Below are 17,496 nucleotides of genomic sequence, written 5' to 3'. Positions count from 1 at the left end.
GTCTCTCTGATACAAGTGTTAGCGTTGGGCGCCCCCCTAGCACGGGCACGCGCGGTTGAAAAGCCGCGATTGACGCCGCGCGCGGGTTACGGCACAGGTGCGCCATGCTGCGTATTTCTGACATCACATATTCCGTCGAAGGCCGCCCCTTGTTTGAGGGCGCCTCGGCCACGATTCCCACCGGTCACAAGGTCGGCCTTGTCGGGCGTAACGGCGCAGGGAAAACCACGCTGTTCCGGTTGATCCGTGGGGAATTGACGTTGGAAGGTGGCGAAATCAGCGTCCCCAACCGCGCCCGCATCGGCGGTGTCTCGCAGGAAGTCCCGTCGTCCAACGTGTCCCTGATCGACACGGTTCTGGCCGCCGATACCGAACGCGCCGCGTTGATGGCAGAATCCGAGACCGCCACCGACGGCGACCGGATCGCGGAAATCCAGACCCGTCTGGCCGATATCGACGCATGGTCCGCCGAGGGGCGCGCGGCCTCGATCCTCAAAGGTCTGGGATTCGACGATCCCGATCAACAACGCCCCTGTTCCGATTTCTCGGGCGGGTGGCGGATGCGGGTGGCACTGGCGGCGGTCCTGTTTGCCCAGCCCGATATCCTGTTGCTGGACGAACCGACCAACTATCTGGACCTTGAGGGCGCGCTGTGGCTGGAGAGCTATCTGGCGAAATACCCGCATACGGTTCTGATCATCAGCCACGACCGCGGGCTGTTGAACCGTGCGGTGGGCGCGATCCTGCATCTGGATGAACGGCAACTGACCCTGTGGCAGGGCCCTTATGACCAATTCGCCCGCCAACGCGCCGAAAAACGCGCCATTCAGGCCGCGCAGGCCAAGAAACAAGAGGCCCGCCGCGCCCATTTGCAGAGCTTTGTCGACCGGTTCAAGGCCAAGGCGACCAAGGCCAAACAGGCCCAGTCGCGGGTCAAGATGCTGGAGAAAATGACGCCGATCACCGCGCCCGAAGATGCGGCGCGGGTGGTGTTCACCTTTCCCACGCCCGAAACCCTGTCCCCGCCGATCATCGCCACCGAAAGCGCCAGTGTCGGTTATGGCGACCGCACCGTCCTATCGCATCTGAACCTCCGCATTGATCAGGACGACCGAATTGCGCTGCTCGGGAAAAACGGTCAGGGCAAATCGACCTTGGCGAAACTGCTGTCCGACCGCCTCGGGACGCTGGGCGGGCGGATCAGCCGGTCGTCGAAGCTGCGGATCGGGTTCTTTGCCCAGCATCAGGTGGATGAGTTGTTCGTCGACGAAACGCCCCTGATGCACCTGCAACGCCTGCGCCCCGAGGAACAGCAATCCAAGCTGCGCGCCCGTTTGGCGGGGTTCGGTTTGGGCGCGGATCAGGCGGATACCGAGGTCGGGCGTCTGTCCGGCGGGCAAAAGGCGCGGCTGTCGCTGTTGCTGGCGACCCTCGACGCGCCGCATCTGTTGATCTTGGACGAACCCACCAACCACCTAGATATCGAGAGCCGCGAGGCACTGGTCGAGGCCCTGACTGCCTATAGCGGCGCGGTCATCTTGGTCAGCCACGACATGCATCTGCTGTCACTGGTGGCTGATCGCCTGTGGCTGGTCAAGGACGGGCGCGTCACGCCCTATGAGGACGACCTAGAGGCCTATCGCAAACTGCTCCTGGCCTCAGACGCACCGGCAAAACCGGCCAAGGCCGAGGACGCCCCGACGCCCGCGCCCAAACGGGCATCCCGTGATCAGATCCTGACCCTGCGCGCCGAAGTGCGCAAATGCGAGGATCGGGTGGAAAAACTGACGGAAATGCGCGAAAAGCTGGATGAAAAGCTTGCCGATCCGAGCCTCTATGACGGAACCAAAACGGACGAGATCACCAAATGGCAGAAAAAACATGCCGAGGTGATAGACGCGCTGGACCGGGCTGAGTCATTGTGGATGGACGCGCAGGAACAGCTTGACGCGGCCCAAGGGTAACCGGACGTCCCCTACACGAAACGACGCCCGTCTGTGACACAAATCCAATAGGTGTTTCATGGATATTGCCTTTGCCATTTCGGCCTTTGTAACCCTTTTCGTGATTATCGACCCCATCGGGCTGGCCCCGCTGTTCGTGGCGATGACCGCCGGTATGCCCGCACGGGTGCGCCGCGCAATTGCGGTGCGCGCGACCGTGATTGCCGCGCTGTTGTTGACCGTGTTTACCCTGCTGGGAGAGGCGGTTCTGGCCTTTGTCGGGATTTCCATGCCTGCGTTTCAGATCGCAGGCGGGATTTTATTGTTCCTGACCGCGCTTGACATGCTGTTTGAACGGCGCACCAAACGGCGTGAGGATCAGGCGGGCGGCGAACATCCCGAGGCGGATGAAGACCACCCCGATATCTCGGTCTTTCCCCTCGCCACGCCATTGATCGGGGGGCCTGGCGCGATTGCCACGATGATCCTTTTGGCTGGTCAGGTTGAGGGCGATATCCTTGGCACCCTGACCGTCATTCTGGTGATGGTGGTTGTGGTGTCGCTGGTCCTGATCATGTTTCTGTCCGCGGGGATGATAGAACGTGCGCTGGGCAAGACGGGCGTGAATGTGGTGACGCGCCTATTGGGGATGCTCTTGGCCGCGCTGTCGGTTCAATTCGTTCTGGACGGTCTGGCGGGCAGCGGCGTTCTGCCCCTTTGACGTTGAAGGGCCACGCGCCCTGCCCCATATCTATCGGGTAACCACAGAAGGTGCCCGATGCCCGACAACCTGACCGCCGATGACTACGCGAACCTCAGCTACCTTGTGCTGCTCATGGTGGCGGTGGTGGGCTATGCGGTGGTGAACCGGCGGATGGGGATCGGTCGGGTCCTGCAACAGGGTGCGATCTGGGCGTTTCTGTTCCTTGGGGTGATTGCCCTGTTCGGGATGTGGGACGACATCCGCCAGACCGTCGCCCCACGCCAAACCGTGTTTACCGAGGATCAGCGGGTCGAACTGCCCCAACAGGCGGATGGGCATTTCTATGTGACGGCGGGGATCAACGGCACGGCGGTGGATTTCGTGGTGGACACGGGCGCGACCCACATGGTTCTGACGCCCGAAGACGCCGAGCGTATTGGTCTAGACCCCGATGACCTGATCTATAGTGGCAGCGCCCGCACCGCCAATGGCATCGTGCGCACCGCGCCCGTGCGCCTAGAGGCCGTGGATCTGGGTGGGATCACCGATGAAAACGTCCGCGCCTTTGTGAATAGCGCGGACATGGATCAATCCCTCATGGGGATGAGCTATCTTCAGCGGTTTACGCGGCTGGAGATCACCCGCGATACGATGATCCTGCACCGGTAACGGTTATTGGTCCGTCAGGATCGCCGAAATCGGGGCAAGCTGAATGCTCTCGCTCTTGCCCTCCAACGCCCATGAAAACAGGCCTTTGACCGTTTCGTCATAGGTGTGACCGATCATCACGACACTACCCTCTTGGCCGGCTTTGAACGCCGCGCGGTCGAGGTAACGTTGAACGGTACTGGCGTTTTCGCGGTCCGCGTCCAGTGTTCGGAAGACCAGGGAATGGGGCACACCGGCGGTCGCGGCAACCTGCGCGGCGGTGTTCAGACCCTGATCCATCGACACCAGACCATGACCCGTCGCCGACAGGATCGCCGTCAACGCCTGTAGCTGATTGCGGTTTGTCTGTGCGCGTCCCTCGGGGGCGTCCATCACGGCAACGGCCACGGGAACAATCGACAGGAACTGTTCGAAATTGGTTTCCACATCGCGGGCATTCGCCCCCTCGGGCAGCGGACCGGGGATCAGGATGACCTCATAGCCAGAGGCGCGATAGATCGACGCCGCCTCGGCCGCGTCGGGGCGGGTTGCGTCGATGGCAAAAGTCACTGGGAAGCTGAACGTTGTCAGGGCGTCGCGGTCCAGACCGTCCGCGCCCACATCGATCAGGATAACGGAAAACAGATCGGCCGCCGGTTCGCGCAGGAAGGGCACCGCATTCGCGCTCAGCGCGCCGGTGTCGGCGGGCGCGAACTCTTCGGGATCGGCATCCTCGGCCACCGCGTCATCGCCAACGGTGGGCAAACGGCCCGTGCGCACATCGGGCACGGCCAAACCACCGCCCGGAACCGGGACGCGCAACACGCTGGGTCTGTCGGCGGCGGGGATGTTTTCGGGCAGGATGATGATCACCTCTTCCTCCGCCGGAGCCGGAGTGGGTTCGGGCGCGGGTTCGGGCGTCACGGCCTCGGGCGCGGTGATCTCGGCCCCCTCGGACGGGGTGTTTGTGCTGGGCAGTTCGGTGTCGATCGGGCGATCCTCGAACGCCGGCACGGCGGGTGTTTCATCGGTGGGCACAGGGGCCGCCGGTTCAACCGGCCCATCAGTGTCCAGAACCGGCGCAACAGGCGTTTCCAGCGTTTCTGGCGCGGGGACGGTTTCAGGTTCGGACGGGGCGACGGGGGCCTCTTCCACGGGGCGTGCGGGGTCCTCGGACGGTTCGGGCAACGCGACGGGCGTATCGACGGGCTCCTCCACCGCGGGATCCGCGATCTCGGCCCCATCGGGTCCGGTCGTATCGGTCACGGGCGACGGCGCGGGTTCCTCAGGGGTCTCGACAGGCGTTTCCACCTCTACGGGTGCCTCAACCACTTCAGGGTCTTCAACCGGCGCGGGTGTCTCTGCGGGTTCAGCAGGTTCCACCGGCGTCTCGACGGGCGTTTCAACCACGGCGGGCGTATTGGGCACGGGGTTGCGCATCACGGCCACAACCACCACGCCCAGCGTGACACAAAGCAATCCGAACAGAATTCCGCGTAGCATGTCCTGTTTCTTTCCCTGCCTGCCCAAAACCCGATTATATCGCCGGTCCGTGCTGTTGTTGCCCTTGACCACGGGACGCGGCTCTGAACATGTATAGCCCGACGAAACGCGGGGTTCACCCCTGTTTTCGCGGCTGATAGGGAGAATAGCAAGCCCCCGCTGCCGCAACCACCGGGGAAACCCGATTAAGAACAAGGCCCTGCGATGCTGCTTTTGATCGATAACTATGACAGCTTCACCTACAATCTGGTGCATTATTTGGGCGAATTGGGTGCGGATGTTCAGGTGCACCGCAATGACGCGTTGGACGTGCAAGAGGCCATGGCCCTGCGCCCCAGTGCGATTTTGCTCTCGCCCGGTCCCTGTGATCCGGCGCAGGCGGGGATTTGCATGCCCTTGGTCCATGCGGCAGTGGAAACGGGGACTCCTCTTATGGGGGTATGTCTGGGCCATCAGGCGATTGGCGAGGCTCTTGGCGGCAAGGTGGTGCGCGCAGGCGAAATCGTACATGGCAAGATGGGTACGATGCATCATGACGGCACCGGCGTTTTCGCAGGCTTGCCCAGCCCGTTTGAGGCGACCCGCTATCATTCCCTGATTGTCGAACGGGAGAGCCTGCCGGATTGCCTAGAGGTCAACGCGTGGCTTGAGGGTGGGATGATCATGGGCCTACGTCACAAGACCCTGCCGATCCATGGCGTGCAATTCCATCCGGAATCGATTGCGTCCGAGCATGGGCATGCCCTGCTGAAAAACTTCCTTGATGAGGTCAAAGAACCGGCATGAGCGACGCGCTTAAATCCCTGATCGCCATTGCGGCCGATCAATCCCTGACCCGCGATGAGGCCGCCCGCGCCTTTGAAATCCTGTTTGAGGGCGACGCCACACCCAGCCAGATAGGCGGGTTCCTGATGGCGCTGCGCACGCGGGGCGAAACGGTGGACGAAATCACCGGCGCGGCCAGTGCAATGCGGGCCAAGTGCAATCCCGTCACCGCCCCCGCAGGCGCAATCGACATCGTGGGCACCGGTGGGTCGGGCAAAAAGACCCTGAACATTTCCACCGCGACGGCCTTTACCGTTGCGGGTTGTGGCGTTCCGGTGGCCAAGCACGGCAACAAGGCCGCATCGTCCCTGTCGGGCGCGGCGGATGCGCTGGGCCAGATGGGCGTCAATGTGATGGTCGGTCCGGACGTGGTTGAACGCGCGCTAGCCGAGATCGGGATCGCCTTCATGATGGCGCCCATGCACCATCCGGCGATCAAACACGTGATGCCCACGCGACTGGAGCTGGGCACGCGCACCGTGTTCAACATCCTCGGCCCCCTGACCAACCCTGCAGGCGTCAAACGGCAACTGACCGGGACGTTCTCTCGCGATATGATCCGGCCCATGGCGGAGACGCTGTTGGCGCTGGGCTCGGACAAGGCGTGGTTGGTCCATGGCTCGGACGGCACGGATGAGGTGACGATCACCGGCACCACATGGATCGCCGCCGTGGAAAACCACACCGTCACCGAACGCGAACTGCACCCCGAAGAGGCCGGTCTGCCGGTCCACCCGTTCTCGGCCATCACCGGCGGAACGCCCGAACACAACGGCGCGGCGCTGCGCGCGGTTCTGGACGGGGAACGCGGGGCCTATCGCGATGCGGTTCTGTTGAACGCCGCCTGTGCGCTAATGATTGCGGACAAGGTGGACAATCTGCCCGATGGCGTTGCCATGGCCGCCGAGAGTATCGACAGCGGCACCGCCAAAGCCAAGGTCACCGCCTTGGCCGCACTGACTTCGGAGAGCGCATGAGCACCACTATTCTGGATAAGATCAAGGCCTACAAGCTGGACGAGGTTGCCGCCGACAAGGCCGCGCGCCCCTTGGCCGAGGTGGAGGCCGCCGCGCGCGACGCGGGTCCCGTCCGCCCCTTTGGCGAGGCCCTGCAACAGGCCGCCAAGACCGGTTTCGGCCTGATCGCCGAGGTCAAAAAGGCCAGCCCGTCCAAGGGCCTGATCCGACCCGATTTCGATCCGCCCGCCCTTGCTGCCGCCTATGAGGCCGGTGGCGCGACCTGTCTGTCCGTGCTGACCGACACGCCGTCGTTCCAAGGCGCCAAAGAATTCCTCGTCGCCGCGCGCGAGGCCGTGTCCTTGCCCGTTCTGCGCAAGGATTTCATGTATGACACTTATCAGGTGGCCGAGGCGCGGGCGCTAGGGGCCGACTGTATCCTGATCATCATGGCCTCGGTCAGTGACGCACAGGCGGCCGAGCTTGAGGCCGCAGCGACCGAATGGGGCATGGACAGCCTGATCGAGGTGCACGATGCCCCCGAGATGGAGCGCGCGTTGCAGTTGAAATCGCCCCTGATCGGGATCAACAACCGCAACCTCAAGACATTCGAGACGACGCTGGACACCACGCGGACCCTGTCGAAAATGGCCCCCGAGGATCGTCACCTCGTGTCCGAAAGTGGCCTTTTCACGCCTGAGGATCTGGTGGATATGTCGCGTTACGGCGCGCGCAGCTTCCTGATCGGCGAAAGCCTGATGCGTCAGGACGATGTCACCGCCGCCACCCGCACAATCCTGTCGGGCGGACAATCTGGCCATCGGGGGATGTAATGGCGGAACTGACGCATTTTGACGGCAAGGGCGATGCCCATATGGTGGATGTCTCGGACAAGGACGTGACATCGCGCACGGCTGTGGCCGCCGGTCACGTGAAGATGCTGCCGGAAACGCTTGAAATGATTACACAAGGTCGCGCGAAAAAGGGCGACGTTCTGGGCGTTGCGCGTCTGGCCGGCATCATGGGCGCGAAAAAGACGCCCGATCTGATCCCTCTGTGCCACCCGTTGCCGGTGACCAAGGTCGCGGTGGAACTGACGCCCGATCCCGCCCTGCCGGGTGTGCAGATTGAGGCGACTGTTAAGACCACCGGCCAGACCGGTGTCGAGATGGAGGCCCTGACCGCCGTGTCTGTGGCCGCGCTGACGCTTTATGACATGGTCAAGGCCGTGGAAAAGAGCATGCAGATCGGCGACATCCGTCTGGTGATGAAAGAAGGCGGTAAATCAGGCCGTTACGAGGCGTCTTAAATGATTTCTGTGCCCGAGGCCCTTGGCCATCTGTTCGATCTGGTCACCCCTGTGGGCACCGAAACCGTGCCGCTGATCGATGCGGCGAACCGTGTGTTGTGCGCGGATGTGTCGGCGCGTCGGGATCAACCGCCCTTCGACAGTTCGGCGATGGACGGCTATGCCCTGAAATCGGCCGAGGCTGAACCCGACGCGATGTTTCAGGTGATCGGCGAATCCGCCGCCGGGTCGCGGTTTGACGGCACCGTCGGCGCGGGTCAGGCCGTCCGCATCTTTACCGGCGCGCCCATGCCCGCCGGTGCCGACCGCGTGGTGATCCAAGAGGACGTGCATGTCTCGGGCCGGATGATCACCTTGGACAAGGGGCTGGACGACGGCCCGCATGTGCGCCCCGCTGGTGCCGATTTCCGCGTGGGTGACACGATTGCCGCGCCGCGCCGTTTGTCGGACGCTGATCTGGCGCTGTTGGCGTCGATGAATGTGCCCGACGTGCCGGTGTACCGCAAACCCGTGGTCGCCCTGATCGCCACCGGAGATGAGCTCGTCATGCCCGGCGACACGCCCGGCCCCGATCAGATCATCGCGTCGAATATGTTCGGCCTCAAGGCCATGGTTGAGGCCGAAGGCGCGACCGTCCGCATGCTGCCCATCGCCGCCGACACGGAGAGTTCCCTGAAACAGGTCTTTGCCCTTGCCGAGGGTGCGGATCTGATCGTCACCATTGGCGGGGCCTCCGTCGGGGATTACGATCTGGTCGGTCCCGTGGCCGCCGAACTGGGGATGGAGCAATCGTTCTACAAGGTCGCGATGCGCCCCGGCAAACCCCTGATGGCGGGACGGTTCGGGGACGCGGTGATGATCGGCCTGCCCGGCAATCCGGTATCCGCGATGGTCTGTGGTCGCCTGTTCCTTGTGCCCGCCCTGCGCGCCATGATGGGCCTGCCTGCCGCCGCACCCGAACGCCAAGCCGCACCTCTGGGCGCGGCGATTCCGGCCAACGGTCCGCGCGAACATTACATGCGCGCCCAAATCCGCAACGGCGCGATCTATGCCCTGCCCCGTCAGGACAGTTCGCTCTTGTCCGTGCTGTCGCAATCGCATGCCCTGCTGATCCGCCCCGTCGGCGATGGCCCGCGCGAGGCGGGCGAGATCGTCGAATACCTGCAGATGTAGACGATCCCGCACGGGTTGACACAAAACAGGAACATTGATAGAACACATGCGAACAACCGGGCGCATGATCGCCACCTGTTTCTCTGCCAACCCGGATCAAGGGGGATTGCCATGCTGACGCGCAAGCAAATCGAACTGCTGGATTTCATCAACAAACGTCTGCAAAAGGACGGGGTGCCGCCCTCGTTCGACGAGATGAAAGAGGCGCTCGACCTGCGCTCGAAATCCGGCATCCACCGTCTGATCACGGCGCTTGAGGAACGCGGGTTCATCCGCCGCCTTGCGCACAAGGCCCGCGCGATTGAAATCGTGAAACTGCCCGATGCGCTTGCCCCCAAGGGGTTTGAGCCGCGCGTGATTGAGGGCGATGCGCCCTCTGCCCCGCCGCCCGCTGGTGCGCAGGCGATTGAGGTCGTCCATGCGATGGAACTGCCCGTGATGGGTCGCATCGCCGCCGGTACCCCGATTGAGGCGATCAGCGAGGCCTCGCATACCGTCGCCGTGCCGGGTTCGATGTTGTCGGGTCAGGGCAAGCACTATGCGCTTGAGGTCAAGGGCGACTCGATGATTGAGGCAGGGATCAACGATGGCGATGTGGTCGTCATCCGCGAAACCAGCGCCGCCGAAAACGGCGAAATCGTCGTCGCCTTGGTCGAAGGATACGAGGCGACCCTGAAACGGTTCCGCCGTCGCGGTGACATGATCGCGCTTGAGGCCGCCAACCCCGCTTATGAGGACCGCGTCCTGCCTGCCGGTCAGGTCAAGGTTCAGGGGCGGCTGGTCGGTCTGATCCGCAGCTATTAATCGGCGGGCGCCCAAGGACGGGTGCCTTCGACCTCCCGCGCGGTGACCAAAACCCCGTCGTAGATCGCCCATGCTCCGGTCGCGTAAAAGGATCGCTGGTCACGGATATCGCACCCCTCGGGAATAGGGTCCTCAAATTTATAGGGCACAACGACGGCCGCCACGCCGATGTCGCAAGCATCCGCGAGCTGATCGCGCCAACCCCGACCGGACAATTGGGCCAGGTGCAGATCGCCCGATCCAAAAAGGCGCAATGTCCCAAACATCTGATCCTCTGGCCAACGGGCGACGGCAACCTCGCGCGCGGCACTGTCCCCGTCGTTTTCCAACCAGACGCCTGCGGCAAACGCCTCCCCCCGCAATTTGTTTAACGCACGTCCCTCAGGCGTCATGATCCCGATCAACGCGCCGCCCTCGGACACCAAAACATCCGGGCGCGGCGTCACTGACCACAGGATCACCCCGGCCCAAAGGATCGGCGCGGACATCCAACGTCCCACCCCGCGAAAACAGCACAGCCACAGCCCGCCAATCGCGATCACCGCCAAAACCAATGTGCTCGGCGCGGGCACGGCGATCGTTGCGCCCTCCCATCCGGCGACCCAATGGGCGATCATCAATATCCATGCGATCCCCCATTTCATCACCCACAATCCTAACCCGCCAAACCCCAGCGGCCACAGGGCCAGCGCGACCAGAGCGGCAGGCGCAACGACCATCCCCATCACCGGCACGGACAGGAGGTTCGCAACCAATCCGTATTGCGCGATCTGGTTGAAATGCGCGGCACCGAACGGTGCGGTCGCCGCCCCCGCCACCGCCGATGAAATGACCACCGCCAAGGCACCACGCACCGGCGCGGGCAGTTTGCGCAGCACCTCGGGCCCGTCGCGCAACGCGCCAAACACCGCGACCAGGGCCGTTGTCGCCGCAAAGGACAATTGAAACCCCGCCGACACCACCGCCTCGGGCCGCAGGACCAGCACGATCATCGCCGCAATCGCCACGGATCGCAGCGTCAGCGCGCGCCGGTCCAACAGGATCGCAACGAACATCACACAGACCATGATGAACGCGCGTTGGGTCGCGATGTTGGCCCCCGATAGGCCAAGATACATCGCCCCTGCCCCGATGGCAGCGACGGCGGAGATCTTTTTCACCGGCGCGCGCAATGCGGCATAGGGCATGGCCGCGCCAATCAGGCGGATGGTGGCAAAGACCACGCCGGTCAACAGGCCCATGTGCAATCCCGAAATCGCCAACAAATGTGCTAGGTTCGCGGCCCGCAAATCGTCGAGTACTTCACGCGGAATGTGCGCCCGGTCGCCTGTGATAATGGCGGTGGCAAAGGCGCCCTCGCGCGGGGCCATGTTCGACGTGATCGCGGACGACACGCGCGCGCGCAGACCCGCCCAGAACGGCGTTTCCCCACCGGGCGGCCCCATGACCAAGGGCGTGCGGCTATAGCCGACCGCGCCGATCTGATCGAACCATGCTTGGCGGCGAAAGTTGTAGCCATAGGGCTCGGCCGGACCGGGCGGTGGGGACAGATGCGCCGCCGTCATCACGCGCCGCCCCGCCATCAGATCGGGCACGTCCAAATCCCCGTGCAGCGCGATCCGGACGTATTTCGGCGGCGGCCCCCGCAGGTCCATCCACACCTGATCCAGTAAAATCCGCGGCGCATCGGATTGTGAGCGGTCCACGCGCACAATCCGTCCCTCTACCGGCCCGTAATAACGGAACTGTAACACCGGTTCGCCGACCGCATGGGTGCGCCATGCCGCCATCCCCGCGCCCGCGCCCATTAACACAAGCGCAACCAAAAACGGGGATAAGGTTTCGGGCGCGCGCCGTGCAAGACCCGCCAAGACCAGACAGGCAGCCGCGACCGCCAACCACGTCCCCAGATCGGGTTCAAACCGCAGAGAAAAGTAAAACCCGATGCCCGCACCGAAACAGACCGGCACCCAAGCGATCATATGGCCCCGCTGGGTGGCGATGGCCGAGGACAGGCCACTCAACAGGCCCGTGGTCACGCCCATGCTTGTGAACTCCAGCCCGATTGCTTAATCAGTGCCCAACGCTATCTCTGAATTGGTTTCCAAAAGGTTAACGCCCATGTCCGCAAACCCGGTCGTCACCCGCTTCGCCCCTTCGCCCACGGGCTATCTGCACATCGGCGGCGCGCGCACCGCGCTGTTCAACTGGCTGTATGCGCGCGGGCGCGGCGGCAAGTTCCTGTTGCGGATCGAGGACACGGACCGCGCCCGTTCCACCCCCGAAGCGACCGCGGCGATCCTCAAGGGTCTGACGTGGCTGGGTCTGGATTGGGATGGCGAGCCGATCAGCCAGTTTGAGCGCGCGGACCGTCACGCCGAGGTCGCGCATCAGATGCTGGCCGAGGGCAACGCCTATAAATGCTTCTCGACCCAAGACGAGATCACCGAATTCCGCGAGGCCGCCCGCGCTGAGGGGAAATCGACCCTGTTCCACAGCCCGTGGCGCGACGCCGATCCCGCGTCCCACCCCGATCTGCCCTATGTTGTGCGCCTGCGTGCGCCGCGCGACGGGCAGACCGTGATTAAAGATCAGGTCCAAGGTGACGTTACTTGGTCTAACGACCAATTGGACGACATGGTTCTGTTACGTTCTGACGGCACACCGACCTATATGTTGGCCGTCGTGGTCGATGACCATGACATGGGGGTAACCCATGTGATCCGAGGGGACGACCATTTGGCCAATGCGGCGCGACAAATGCAGATCTATCACGCCATGAATTGGGACGTGCCGGTCTGGGCGCATATTCCGCTGATCCACGGGCCGGATGGCAAGAAGCTGTCTAAACGTCACGGGGCTTTGGGTGTCGAGGAATATCAGGCGATGGGCTATGCCGCCGCCGGTATGCGGAACTATCTGGCGCGCCTCGGCTGGAGCCACGGGGATGACGAATTCTTTACCGATGCGCAGGCCAAAGAGTGGTTCGGATTCGACGGAATCGGCAAATCCCCTGCACGTCTAGATTTTAAAAAGCTGGAAAACATTTGTGGCCAGCACATCGCTAGCGCTAACGACGATGAATTGTTAAGCGAAATTGTCGCCTACCAATCCTCGATTGGCGCACAGCCTCTGAGCGACGAAAAGAAATCTGCACTTAACGCTGCGTTACCGCTGGTGAAATCGGGCAGTAAGACTTTCGGCCAACTCCTTGAAAAGTCGCACTTTGTTCTGGGTGAGCGTCCGTTCACACCCGATGAAAAAGCGGCAAAAAATCTCGACAATGTATCCCGTGGTATACTGACTGAATTGACGCCGCACCTGCAAAATGCTAGCTGGTCGCGTGACGCGCTGGAGGCAGCGGTTTCGGCATTCGCCGAGGCAAATGATCTAAAGCTGGGCAAGTTGGCGCAACCGTTGCGTGCAGCATTGGCCGGGCGGACGGCGACCCCTAGCGTCTTCGATATGATGATCGTCATCGGCCGGGAGGAGACACTGGCACGTCTGGCCGATGTAAAAATTTAGGGCGCACCCGCGCCCGCGACGCCACAGACCGGCGCCTTTCTGCGACGGTCCTTCAGAGAGGGACAACTATGGTTGAAAGCACCAAGAACGCGACACTGAGCTTTGACGGCAAGACGTTGGAATTGCCGATGTATTCGCCCACTGCGGGCCCGGATGTCATCGATATTTCCAAACTCTACGCCCAAGGCGACGTGTTCACCCACGACCCGGGCTTTACCTCGACCTCGTCCTGCGAAAGCTCGATCACCTTTATCGACGGTGAAAAGGGTGAACTGCTGCACCGCGGGTATCCGATCGACCAACTGGCCGAAAAATCGCACTACCTCGAAGTTTGCTATCTGCTGCTCTACGGGGAACTGCCGACCGCGGCCCAGCTGGAAGATTTCGAGACCCGTGTGACCCGTCACACCATGGTGCACGAGCAGATGCACAACTTCTTCCGTGGGTTCCGTCGCGATGCGCACCCGATGGCCACCATGGTTGGCGTTGTGGGCGCGATGTCCGCGTTCTATCACGACAGCACCGACATCACCGATCCGTGGCAGCGCGAAGTCGCCGCGATCCGTCTGATCGCGAAACTGCCGACCATCGCCGCGATGGCGTACAAATACTCGGTCGGTCAGCCGTTCGTTTATCCGCGTAACGACATCGACTATGCGTCGAACTTCCTGCGCATGTGTTTCGCCGTTCCCGCCGAGGAATACGAGGTGAACCCGATCCTGTCGCGTGCGATGGACCGGATTTTCACCCTGCATGCGGACCACGAGCAGAACGCCTCGACCTCGACCGTGCGTCTGGCTTCGTCCTCGGGTGCGAACCCGTTCGCCTGTATCGCCGCCGGTATCGCCTGTCTCTGGGGCCCCGCACACGGCGGCGCAAACCAGGCGTGTCTGGAAATGCTGCAGGAAATCGGTTCGGTGGATCGTATCCCCGAATTCATCGCCCGCGCCAAAGACAAGAACGATCCGTTCCGTCTGATGGGCTTTGGTCACCGCGTGTACAAGAACTTTGACCCGCGCGCCAAAGTGATGAAGCAATCCGCCGATGAGGTTCTGGATCTGCTGGGCGTCGAGAACAACCCGATCCTGCAGGTCGCGAAAGAGCTTGAAGCACAAGCCCTTGCCGATCCGTATTTCGCCGAGAAAAAACTGTTCCCGAACGTCGACTTCTACTCGGGCATCATCCTTGAGGCGATGGGTTTCCCGACCTCGATGTTCACCCCGATTTTTGCCGTATCGCGCACGATCGGCTGGGTCAGCCAGTGGAAAGAACAGATTTCGGATCCGAAACTGCGCATTGGTCGTCCGCGTCAGCTGTACACCGGTTCGGGCGCACGCGATTACGTGGACGTCGAAAACCGCTAATCGGTTTCAAAACGCATTCGATCAGGCCGTCCTTCTGGGCGGCCTTTTCTTTTGGCCCTGCCCGCGCCCATGAAAAAACCGGCCCAGGGTGGGGCCGGTTTCGGGGACAGGTGTGTGCGGTCCGATTATTCGGCGGCGACGTCGGTTTTGGTCCAGAGAAAGCCCTTGAACGCATCGTCAACCGGCGTGTCGGCGACGTGGTTGATGTAGTTGCTCATGACCTTTTGCGCGATGCCAAGGATCAGTTCCAGAATGTGGACCGAGTTGAAACCGGCGGCAAAGAACGCCTCGACCTGCTCATCGGAAACAACGGCGCGCTGGCGGACCATCTGCAGGGTAAAGGTGCGCAGCGCCTCAAGTTTCGGATCGGCCAGCGGGGTTTCGTTGCGCAGGGCCTCGTTGATCGCGGGGTCAATGCCCATCATTTTCGCGATGCCCGAGTGCGCGGGAACGCAGTAATGACAGCCGTGTTCGACGTTGATCGTTTGCCAGACAACGGTCATTTCATCGTTGTTAAAGCTGGTCTGCTGGAATTTCTCGTGCAGGACCTTGTAGGCCTCTAGAACCTCGGGCGCACCGGCCATGGCCTTGTGCAGACCGGGCAGCATGCCGAATGCTTTTACAGATTCTTCCAGCATCGGCTTGGCGGCGTCGGGGGCGGTTTCGATTTCATACAGCGGCAGGTGGCCCATCGGTAAACTCCTGATTTGGGTTGTGATGGGCGTAAGTTGGGGGTATTTGAGCGATCACTCAATGCCGAATTTGAGCGATCACTCAAAGGTGAAAGCATTCGCTTTTGACGCCCCCCATGAAACGGCCTAAATTCGCCCCATGACCCGACAAGCGCCCTATAACCGTGACCACGCTCTTGAGGCTGCCCTGACGCTGTTCTGGCGTAAGGGGTATCACGGCACGTCCCTGAAGGATCTTGAGGCGGCGTTGAACATGAAACCCGGCTCGATCTATGCGGCGTTCAAAAGCAAATCGGACCTGTTTCGCGCCTCGCTGGATCAGCACGCAGAGTTGAACCTCGGATTGCTGTCGCGCTGTGTCGCCGACGCGCCGACGCCCTATCTGGGCGTGGTCGATTTCATCCGGCAGTTGGGCAATTTGGCTGAGCGGCCCACGGGCCTGCGCGCCTGTATGGCGATGAAAACGGTGCTGGAAATCACCGACACCGATCCCGAACTGCGCGCCGCAGCGTTAGAACAGTTGGACAAGGCCGAAACCTATCTGACCGCCGTGTTCGAGGACGCCCGCGCCACGGGAGAATTGCCCGAAACAGTAGAACCCGCGCGGTTGGCCGCACGGGTTCAGATCTATATCCTTGGGTTCAAGGTCAATGCGACGCGGGGCGGTGGCAATGACAGCCTGCGCGATGTGGCCGATGACCTTGCGGATGAGTTGCTGCGCCTGCGCCGCGCGGACGCTTAACGCCCCTCGAACCGCGCGGGACGTTTTTCCAGAAACGCCAGAACGCCTTCTTTGAAATCGCGCGTGTCGCCGCAATCGCCCTGCAGTTTCGCCTCTAGCTCAAGCTGCTGTGTCAGGTCATTCGACATGCTCTGGCGCAGGGCCTCTTTGACCTTGGCATAGGCAACAGTCGGCCCATGGGCCAGCTTTTCCGCCCGCTTTTGCCAATGGTTGGCGAAGTTCTCATCGGGGATCGCCTCCCAGATCATGCCCCATTCGACCGCCTGACGCGCCGGCACCGGTTCGGCAAACAGGGCCGCGCCCATCGCACGGGCAAAGCCCACCTGACGCGGCAACCAATAGGTACCGCCCGCATCGGGGATCAGGCCGATCCGCGTAAAGGCCTGTAGGAAGCTGGCGCTTTCGGCGGCGATGACCACATCGGCGGCCAAGGCAAGGTTCGCGCCCGCACCCGCCGCCGGACCATTGACCGCCGCGATCGTCGGGATCGGACAGTCGAAAATCCGTTGCAGCATGGGTTCGTATTCGTCGCGCAGGGTGCGTTCCAGATCGAGGCTGGCCGCGTTGCCGCCATCGCCCAGATCCTGACCTGAGCAGAACGCCCGCCCTGCCCCCGTGATCACCAGAACCCGCGCGTTTTCACCCGCCTGTCGCACCGCGTGGTAGATCTCGGCGCGCATCTGGCTGTTCAACGCGTTCATCACATCCGGTCGGTTCAGCGTCAGAACCGCCACGCCGTCGGTGATGTCAAAAGTGATCGCCTGATATTCCATCCCTGTCGTCCCTTATGGTCTGGCTTTGGGATGACAATAAGCACCCGCGCGCCAGATACCAGAGGGACGCGGGGTCACTGGGACAGGATTTCGTCCAGCCGCGCCTGTTCGGCGTCGCTGAGCGCGGGTTTGGTGCCCTCGGGTCCGTCCTTGCGACGGCGCGCGATATAGGCTCCGCCGACACCCAAGGCGATCAGCAACATCACCGGCCCCGCAATCCACAGAACAAGGTTCGCGCCCGTCAAGGTCGGGCGCAGCAGCACGTATTCGCCATACCGGTCGACGACGAAATCAACGACCTCATCATTGGTGTCACCGGCCACAAGGCGTTCGCGCACCAACAGACGCAGATCCCGCGCCAGTTCGGCGTTGGATTCATCGATGCTCTCGTTGCGGCACACAAGACACCGCAGACCGGCGGAAATATCGCGTGCACGTTCCTCCATCGCCGGATCGGCAAGGATTTCATCGGGTTGCACCGCCGCCACAGGCGTGGCTAGCATCAGAGACAGGATCAGGAACAGCTTTTTCATCAC

General features: G+C 62.4%; 17 protein-coding genes. 12 read left to right on the top strand and 5 right to left on the bottom strand.

Translation table 11 applies throughout. The annotated features are described in order from the left end of the window. Positions 1-104: 104 nt before the first annotated feature. The 3 genes from R1W00_RS07450 to R1W00_RS07440 are packed head-to-tail and all read left to right on the top strand — an operon-like array spanning position 105 to position 3,315. A complete protein-coding gene (locus R1W00_RS07450; RefSeq protein ID WP_317262099.1) occupies positions 105-1,964 on the top strand; it encodes an ABC-F family ATP-binding cassette domain-containing protein in 1,860 nt (619 codons plus the stop codon). A 58-nt stretch (positions 1,965-2,022) separates the two neighbouring features. Beyond that, a complete protein-coding gene (locus R1W00_RS07445; RefSeq protein WP_317262098.1) occupies positions 2,023-2,664 on the top strand; it encodes a MarC family protein in 642 nt (213 codons plus the stop codon). Between the two features lie 57 nt (positions 2,665-2,721). After that, positions 2,722-3,315: a TIGR02281 family clan AA aspartic protease gene (locus R1W00_RS07440; RefSeq protein ID WP_317262097.1), complete on the top strand. Its 594-nt coding sequence runs from the start codon at positions 2,722-2,724 to the stop codon at positions 3,313-3,315. Positions 3,316-3,318: 3 nt separating this feature from the next. Here the strand turns inward: R1W00_RS07440 and R1W00_RS07435 are convergent, their stop codons facing one another. Beyond that, positions 3,319-4,797, bottom strand: coding sequence for a divergent polysaccharide deacetylase family protein (locus R1W00_RS07435; RefSeq protein WP_317262096.1), 1,479 nt, complete (start codon positions 4,795-4,797; stop codon positions 3,319-3,321). Positions 4,798-5,001: 204 nt separating this feature from the next. Between R1W00_RS07435 and R1W00_RS07430 the strand changes: the two genes are divergently transcribed. The 6 genes from R1W00_RS07430 (at position 5,002) to lexA (ending at position 9,864) form a co-directional block, all read left to right on the top strand. After that, positions 5,002-5,583: an aminodeoxychorismate/anthranilate synthase component II gene (locus R1W00_RS07430; protein ID WP_317262095.1), complete on the top strand. Its 582-nt coding sequence runs from the start codon at positions 5,002-5,004 to the stop codon at positions 5,581-5,583. Beyond that, entirely contained in the window at positions 5,580-6,599 is a 1,020-nt protein-coding gene (gene trpD, locus R1W00_RS07425) for an anthranilate phosphoribosyltransferase (RefSeq protein ID WP_317262094.1), read from the top strand. The genes R1W00_RS07430 and trpD overlap by 4 nt, the downstream gene beginning before the upstream one ends. Beyond that, positions 6,596-7,411 (top strand): indole-3-glycerol phosphate synthase TrpC, encoded by an 816-nt coding sequence (trpC, locus tag R1W00_RS07420; RefSeq protein ID WP_317262093.1) that lies wholly within the window; start codon positions 6,596-6,598, stop codon positions 7,409-7,411. The genes trpD and trpC overlap by 4 nt, the downstream gene beginning before the upstream one ends. After that, positions 7,411-7,887, top strand: a complete 477-nt coding sequence (gene moaC, locus R1W00_RS07415; RefSeq protein WP_317262092.1) for a cyclic pyranopterin monophosphate synthase MoaC — start codon at positions 7,411-7,413, stop codon at positions 7,885-7,887. The genes trpC and moaC overlap by 1 nt, the downstream gene beginning before the upstream one ends. After that, entirely contained in the window at positions 7,888-9,060 is a 1,173-nt protein-coding gene (glp, locus tag R1W00_RS07410; protein WP_317262091.1) for a gephyrin-like molybdotransferase Glp, read from the top strand. A 111-nt stretch (positions 9,061-9,171) separates the two neighbouring features. Next, positions 9,172-9,864 (top strand): transcriptional repressor LexA, encoded by a 693-nt coding sequence (gene lexA / locus R1W00_RS07405; RefSeq protein ID WP_317262090.1) that lies wholly within the window; start codon positions 9,172-9,174, stop codon positions 9,862-9,864. Here the strand turns inward: lexA and R1W00_RS07400 are convergent. Further along, on the bottom strand, positions 9,861-11,909 hold the full coding sequence (locus R1W00_RS07400; protein WP_317262089.1) for a ComEC/Rec2 family competence protein: 2,049 nt from the start codon (positions 11,907-11,909) through the stop codon (positions 9,861-9,863). The two genes, lexA and R1W00_RS07400, sit on opposite strands and share 4 nt — an antisense overlap. 76 nt (positions 11,910-11,985) lie before the next feature. Here R1W00_RS07400 and gltX point away from each other — a divergent pair, with 76 nt between their 5' ends. Both gltX and R1W00_RS07390 read left to right on the top strand, forming a co-directional pair. Further along, complete coding sequence (gene gltX, locus R1W00_RS07395) at positions 11,986-13,389, top strand: glutamate--tRNA ligase (RefSeq protein WP_317262088.1); 1,404 nt, start codon at positions 11,986-11,988, stop codon at positions 13,387-13,389. Positions 13,390-13,457: 68 nt separating this feature from the next. Continuing rightward, a complete protein-coding gene (locus R1W00_RS07390; RefSeq protein ID WP_317262087.1) occupies positions 13,458-14,753 on the top strand; it encodes a citrate synthase in 1,296 nt (431 codons plus the stop codon). A gap of 125 nt (positions 14,754-14,878) precedes the next feature. On the opposite strand, the gene R1W00_RS07385 is transcribed toward R1W00_RS07390, so the two are convergent. Next, positions 14,879-15,445, bottom strand: coding sequence for a carboxymuconolactone decarboxylase family protein (locus R1W00_RS07385; protein ID WP_317262086.1), 567 nt, complete (start codon positions 15,443-15,445; stop codon positions 14,879-14,881). Between the two features lie 139 nt (positions 15,446-15,584). Between R1W00_RS07385 and R1W00_RS07380 the strand changes: the two genes are divergently transcribed. After that, entirely contained in the window at positions 15,585-16,187 is a 603-nt protein-coding gene (locus R1W00_RS07380) for a TetR/AcrR family transcriptional regulator (RefSeq protein WP_317262085.1), read from the top strand. Here the strand turns inward: R1W00_RS07380 and R1W00_RS07375 are convergent. After that, complete coding sequence (locus R1W00_RS07375; RefSeq protein WP_317262084.1) at positions 16,184-16,960, bottom strand: enoyl-CoA hydratase-related protein; 777 nt, start codon at positions 16,958-16,960, stop codon at positions 16,184-16,186. The genes R1W00_RS07380 and R1W00_RS07375 overlap by 4 nt on opposite strands. A 74-nt stretch (positions 16,961-17,034) precedes the next feature. Next, complete coding sequence (locus R1W00_RS07370; protein ID WP_317262083.1) at positions 17,035-17,493, bottom strand: cytochrome c-type biogenesis protein; 459 nt, start codon at positions 17,491-17,493, stop codon at positions 17,035-17,037. Positions 17,494-17,496: the final 3 nt, after the last annotated feature.

It is taken from the genome of Rhodovulum sp. FJ3 (assembly GCF_032918305.1).
In the GTDB taxonomy this organism is placed as follows: Bacteria; Pseudomonadota; Alphaproteobacteria; order Rhodobacterales; family Rhodobacteraceae; genus SAT37.
The sequence above is the reverse complement of the archived record's forward strand: the minus strand, read 5'-3'. Positions and strand labels throughout refer to the sequence as shown.

Coding starts and splice junctions, on each gene's coding strand:
- lexA (WP_317262090.1), top strand. CDS start 9,172: ATGCTGACGCGCAAGCAAATCGAACTGCTGGATTTCATCAACAAACGT.
- R1W00_RS07445 (WP_317262098.1), top strand. CDS start 2,023: ATGGATATTGCCTTTGCCATTTCGGCCTTTGTAACCCTTTTCGTGATT.
- R1W00_RS07450 (WP_317262099.1), top strand. CDS start 105: ATGCTGCGTATTTCTGACATCACATATTCCGTCGAAGGCCGCCCCTTG.
- R1W00_RS07430 (WP_317262095.1), top strand. CDS start 5,002: ATGCTGCTTTTGATCGATAACTATGACAGCTTCACCTACAATCTGGTG.
- trpD (WP_317262094.1), top strand. CDS start 5,580: ATGAGCGACGCGCTTAAATCCCTGATCGCCATTGCGGCCGATCAATCC.
- R1W00_RS07370 (WP_317262083.1), bottom strand. CDS start 17,493: ATGAAAAAGCTGTTCCTGATCCTGTCTCTGATGCTAGCCACGCCTGTG.
- R1W00_RS07435 (WP_317262096.1), bottom strand. CDS start 4,797: ATGCTACGCGGAATTCTGTTCGGATTGCTTTGTGTCACGCTGGGCGTG.
- R1W00_RS07390 (WP_317262087.1), top strand. CDS start 13,458: ATGGTTGAAAGCACCAAGAACGCGACACTGAGCTTTGACGGCAAGACG.
- gltX (WP_317262088.1), top strand. CDS start 11,986: ATGTCCGCAAACCCGGTCGTCACCCGCTTCGCCCCTTCGCCCACGGGC.
- R1W00_RS07385 (WP_317262086.1), bottom strand. CDS start 15,445: ATGGGCCACCTGCCGCTGTATGAAATCGAAACCGCCCCCGACGCCGCC.
- moaC (WP_317262092.1), top strand. CDS start 7,411: ATGGCGGAACTGACGCATTTTGACGGCAAGGGCGATGCCCATATGGTG.
- R1W00_RS07375 (WP_317262084.1), bottom strand. CDS start 16,960: ATGGAATATCAGGCGATCACTTTTGACATCACCGACGGCGTGGCGGTT.
- R1W00_RS07400 (WP_317262089.1), bottom strand. CDS start 11,909: ATGGGCGTGACCACGGGCCTGTTGAGTGGCCTGTCCTCGGCCATCGCC.
- R1W00_RS07440 (WP_317262097.1), top strand. CDS start 2,722: ATGCCCGACAACCTGACCGCCGATGACTACGCGAACCTCAGCTACCTT.
- trpC (WP_317262093.1), top strand. CDS start 6,596: ATGAGCACCACTATTCTGGATAAGATCAAGGCCTACAAGCTGGACGAG.
- R1W00_RS07380 (WP_317262085.1), top strand. CDS start 15,585: ATGACCCGACAAGCGCCCTATAACCGTGACCACGCTCTTGAGGCTGCC.
- glp (WP_317262091.1), top strand. CDS start 7,888: ATGATTTCTGTGCCCGAGGCCCTTGGCCATCTGTTCGATCTGGTCACC.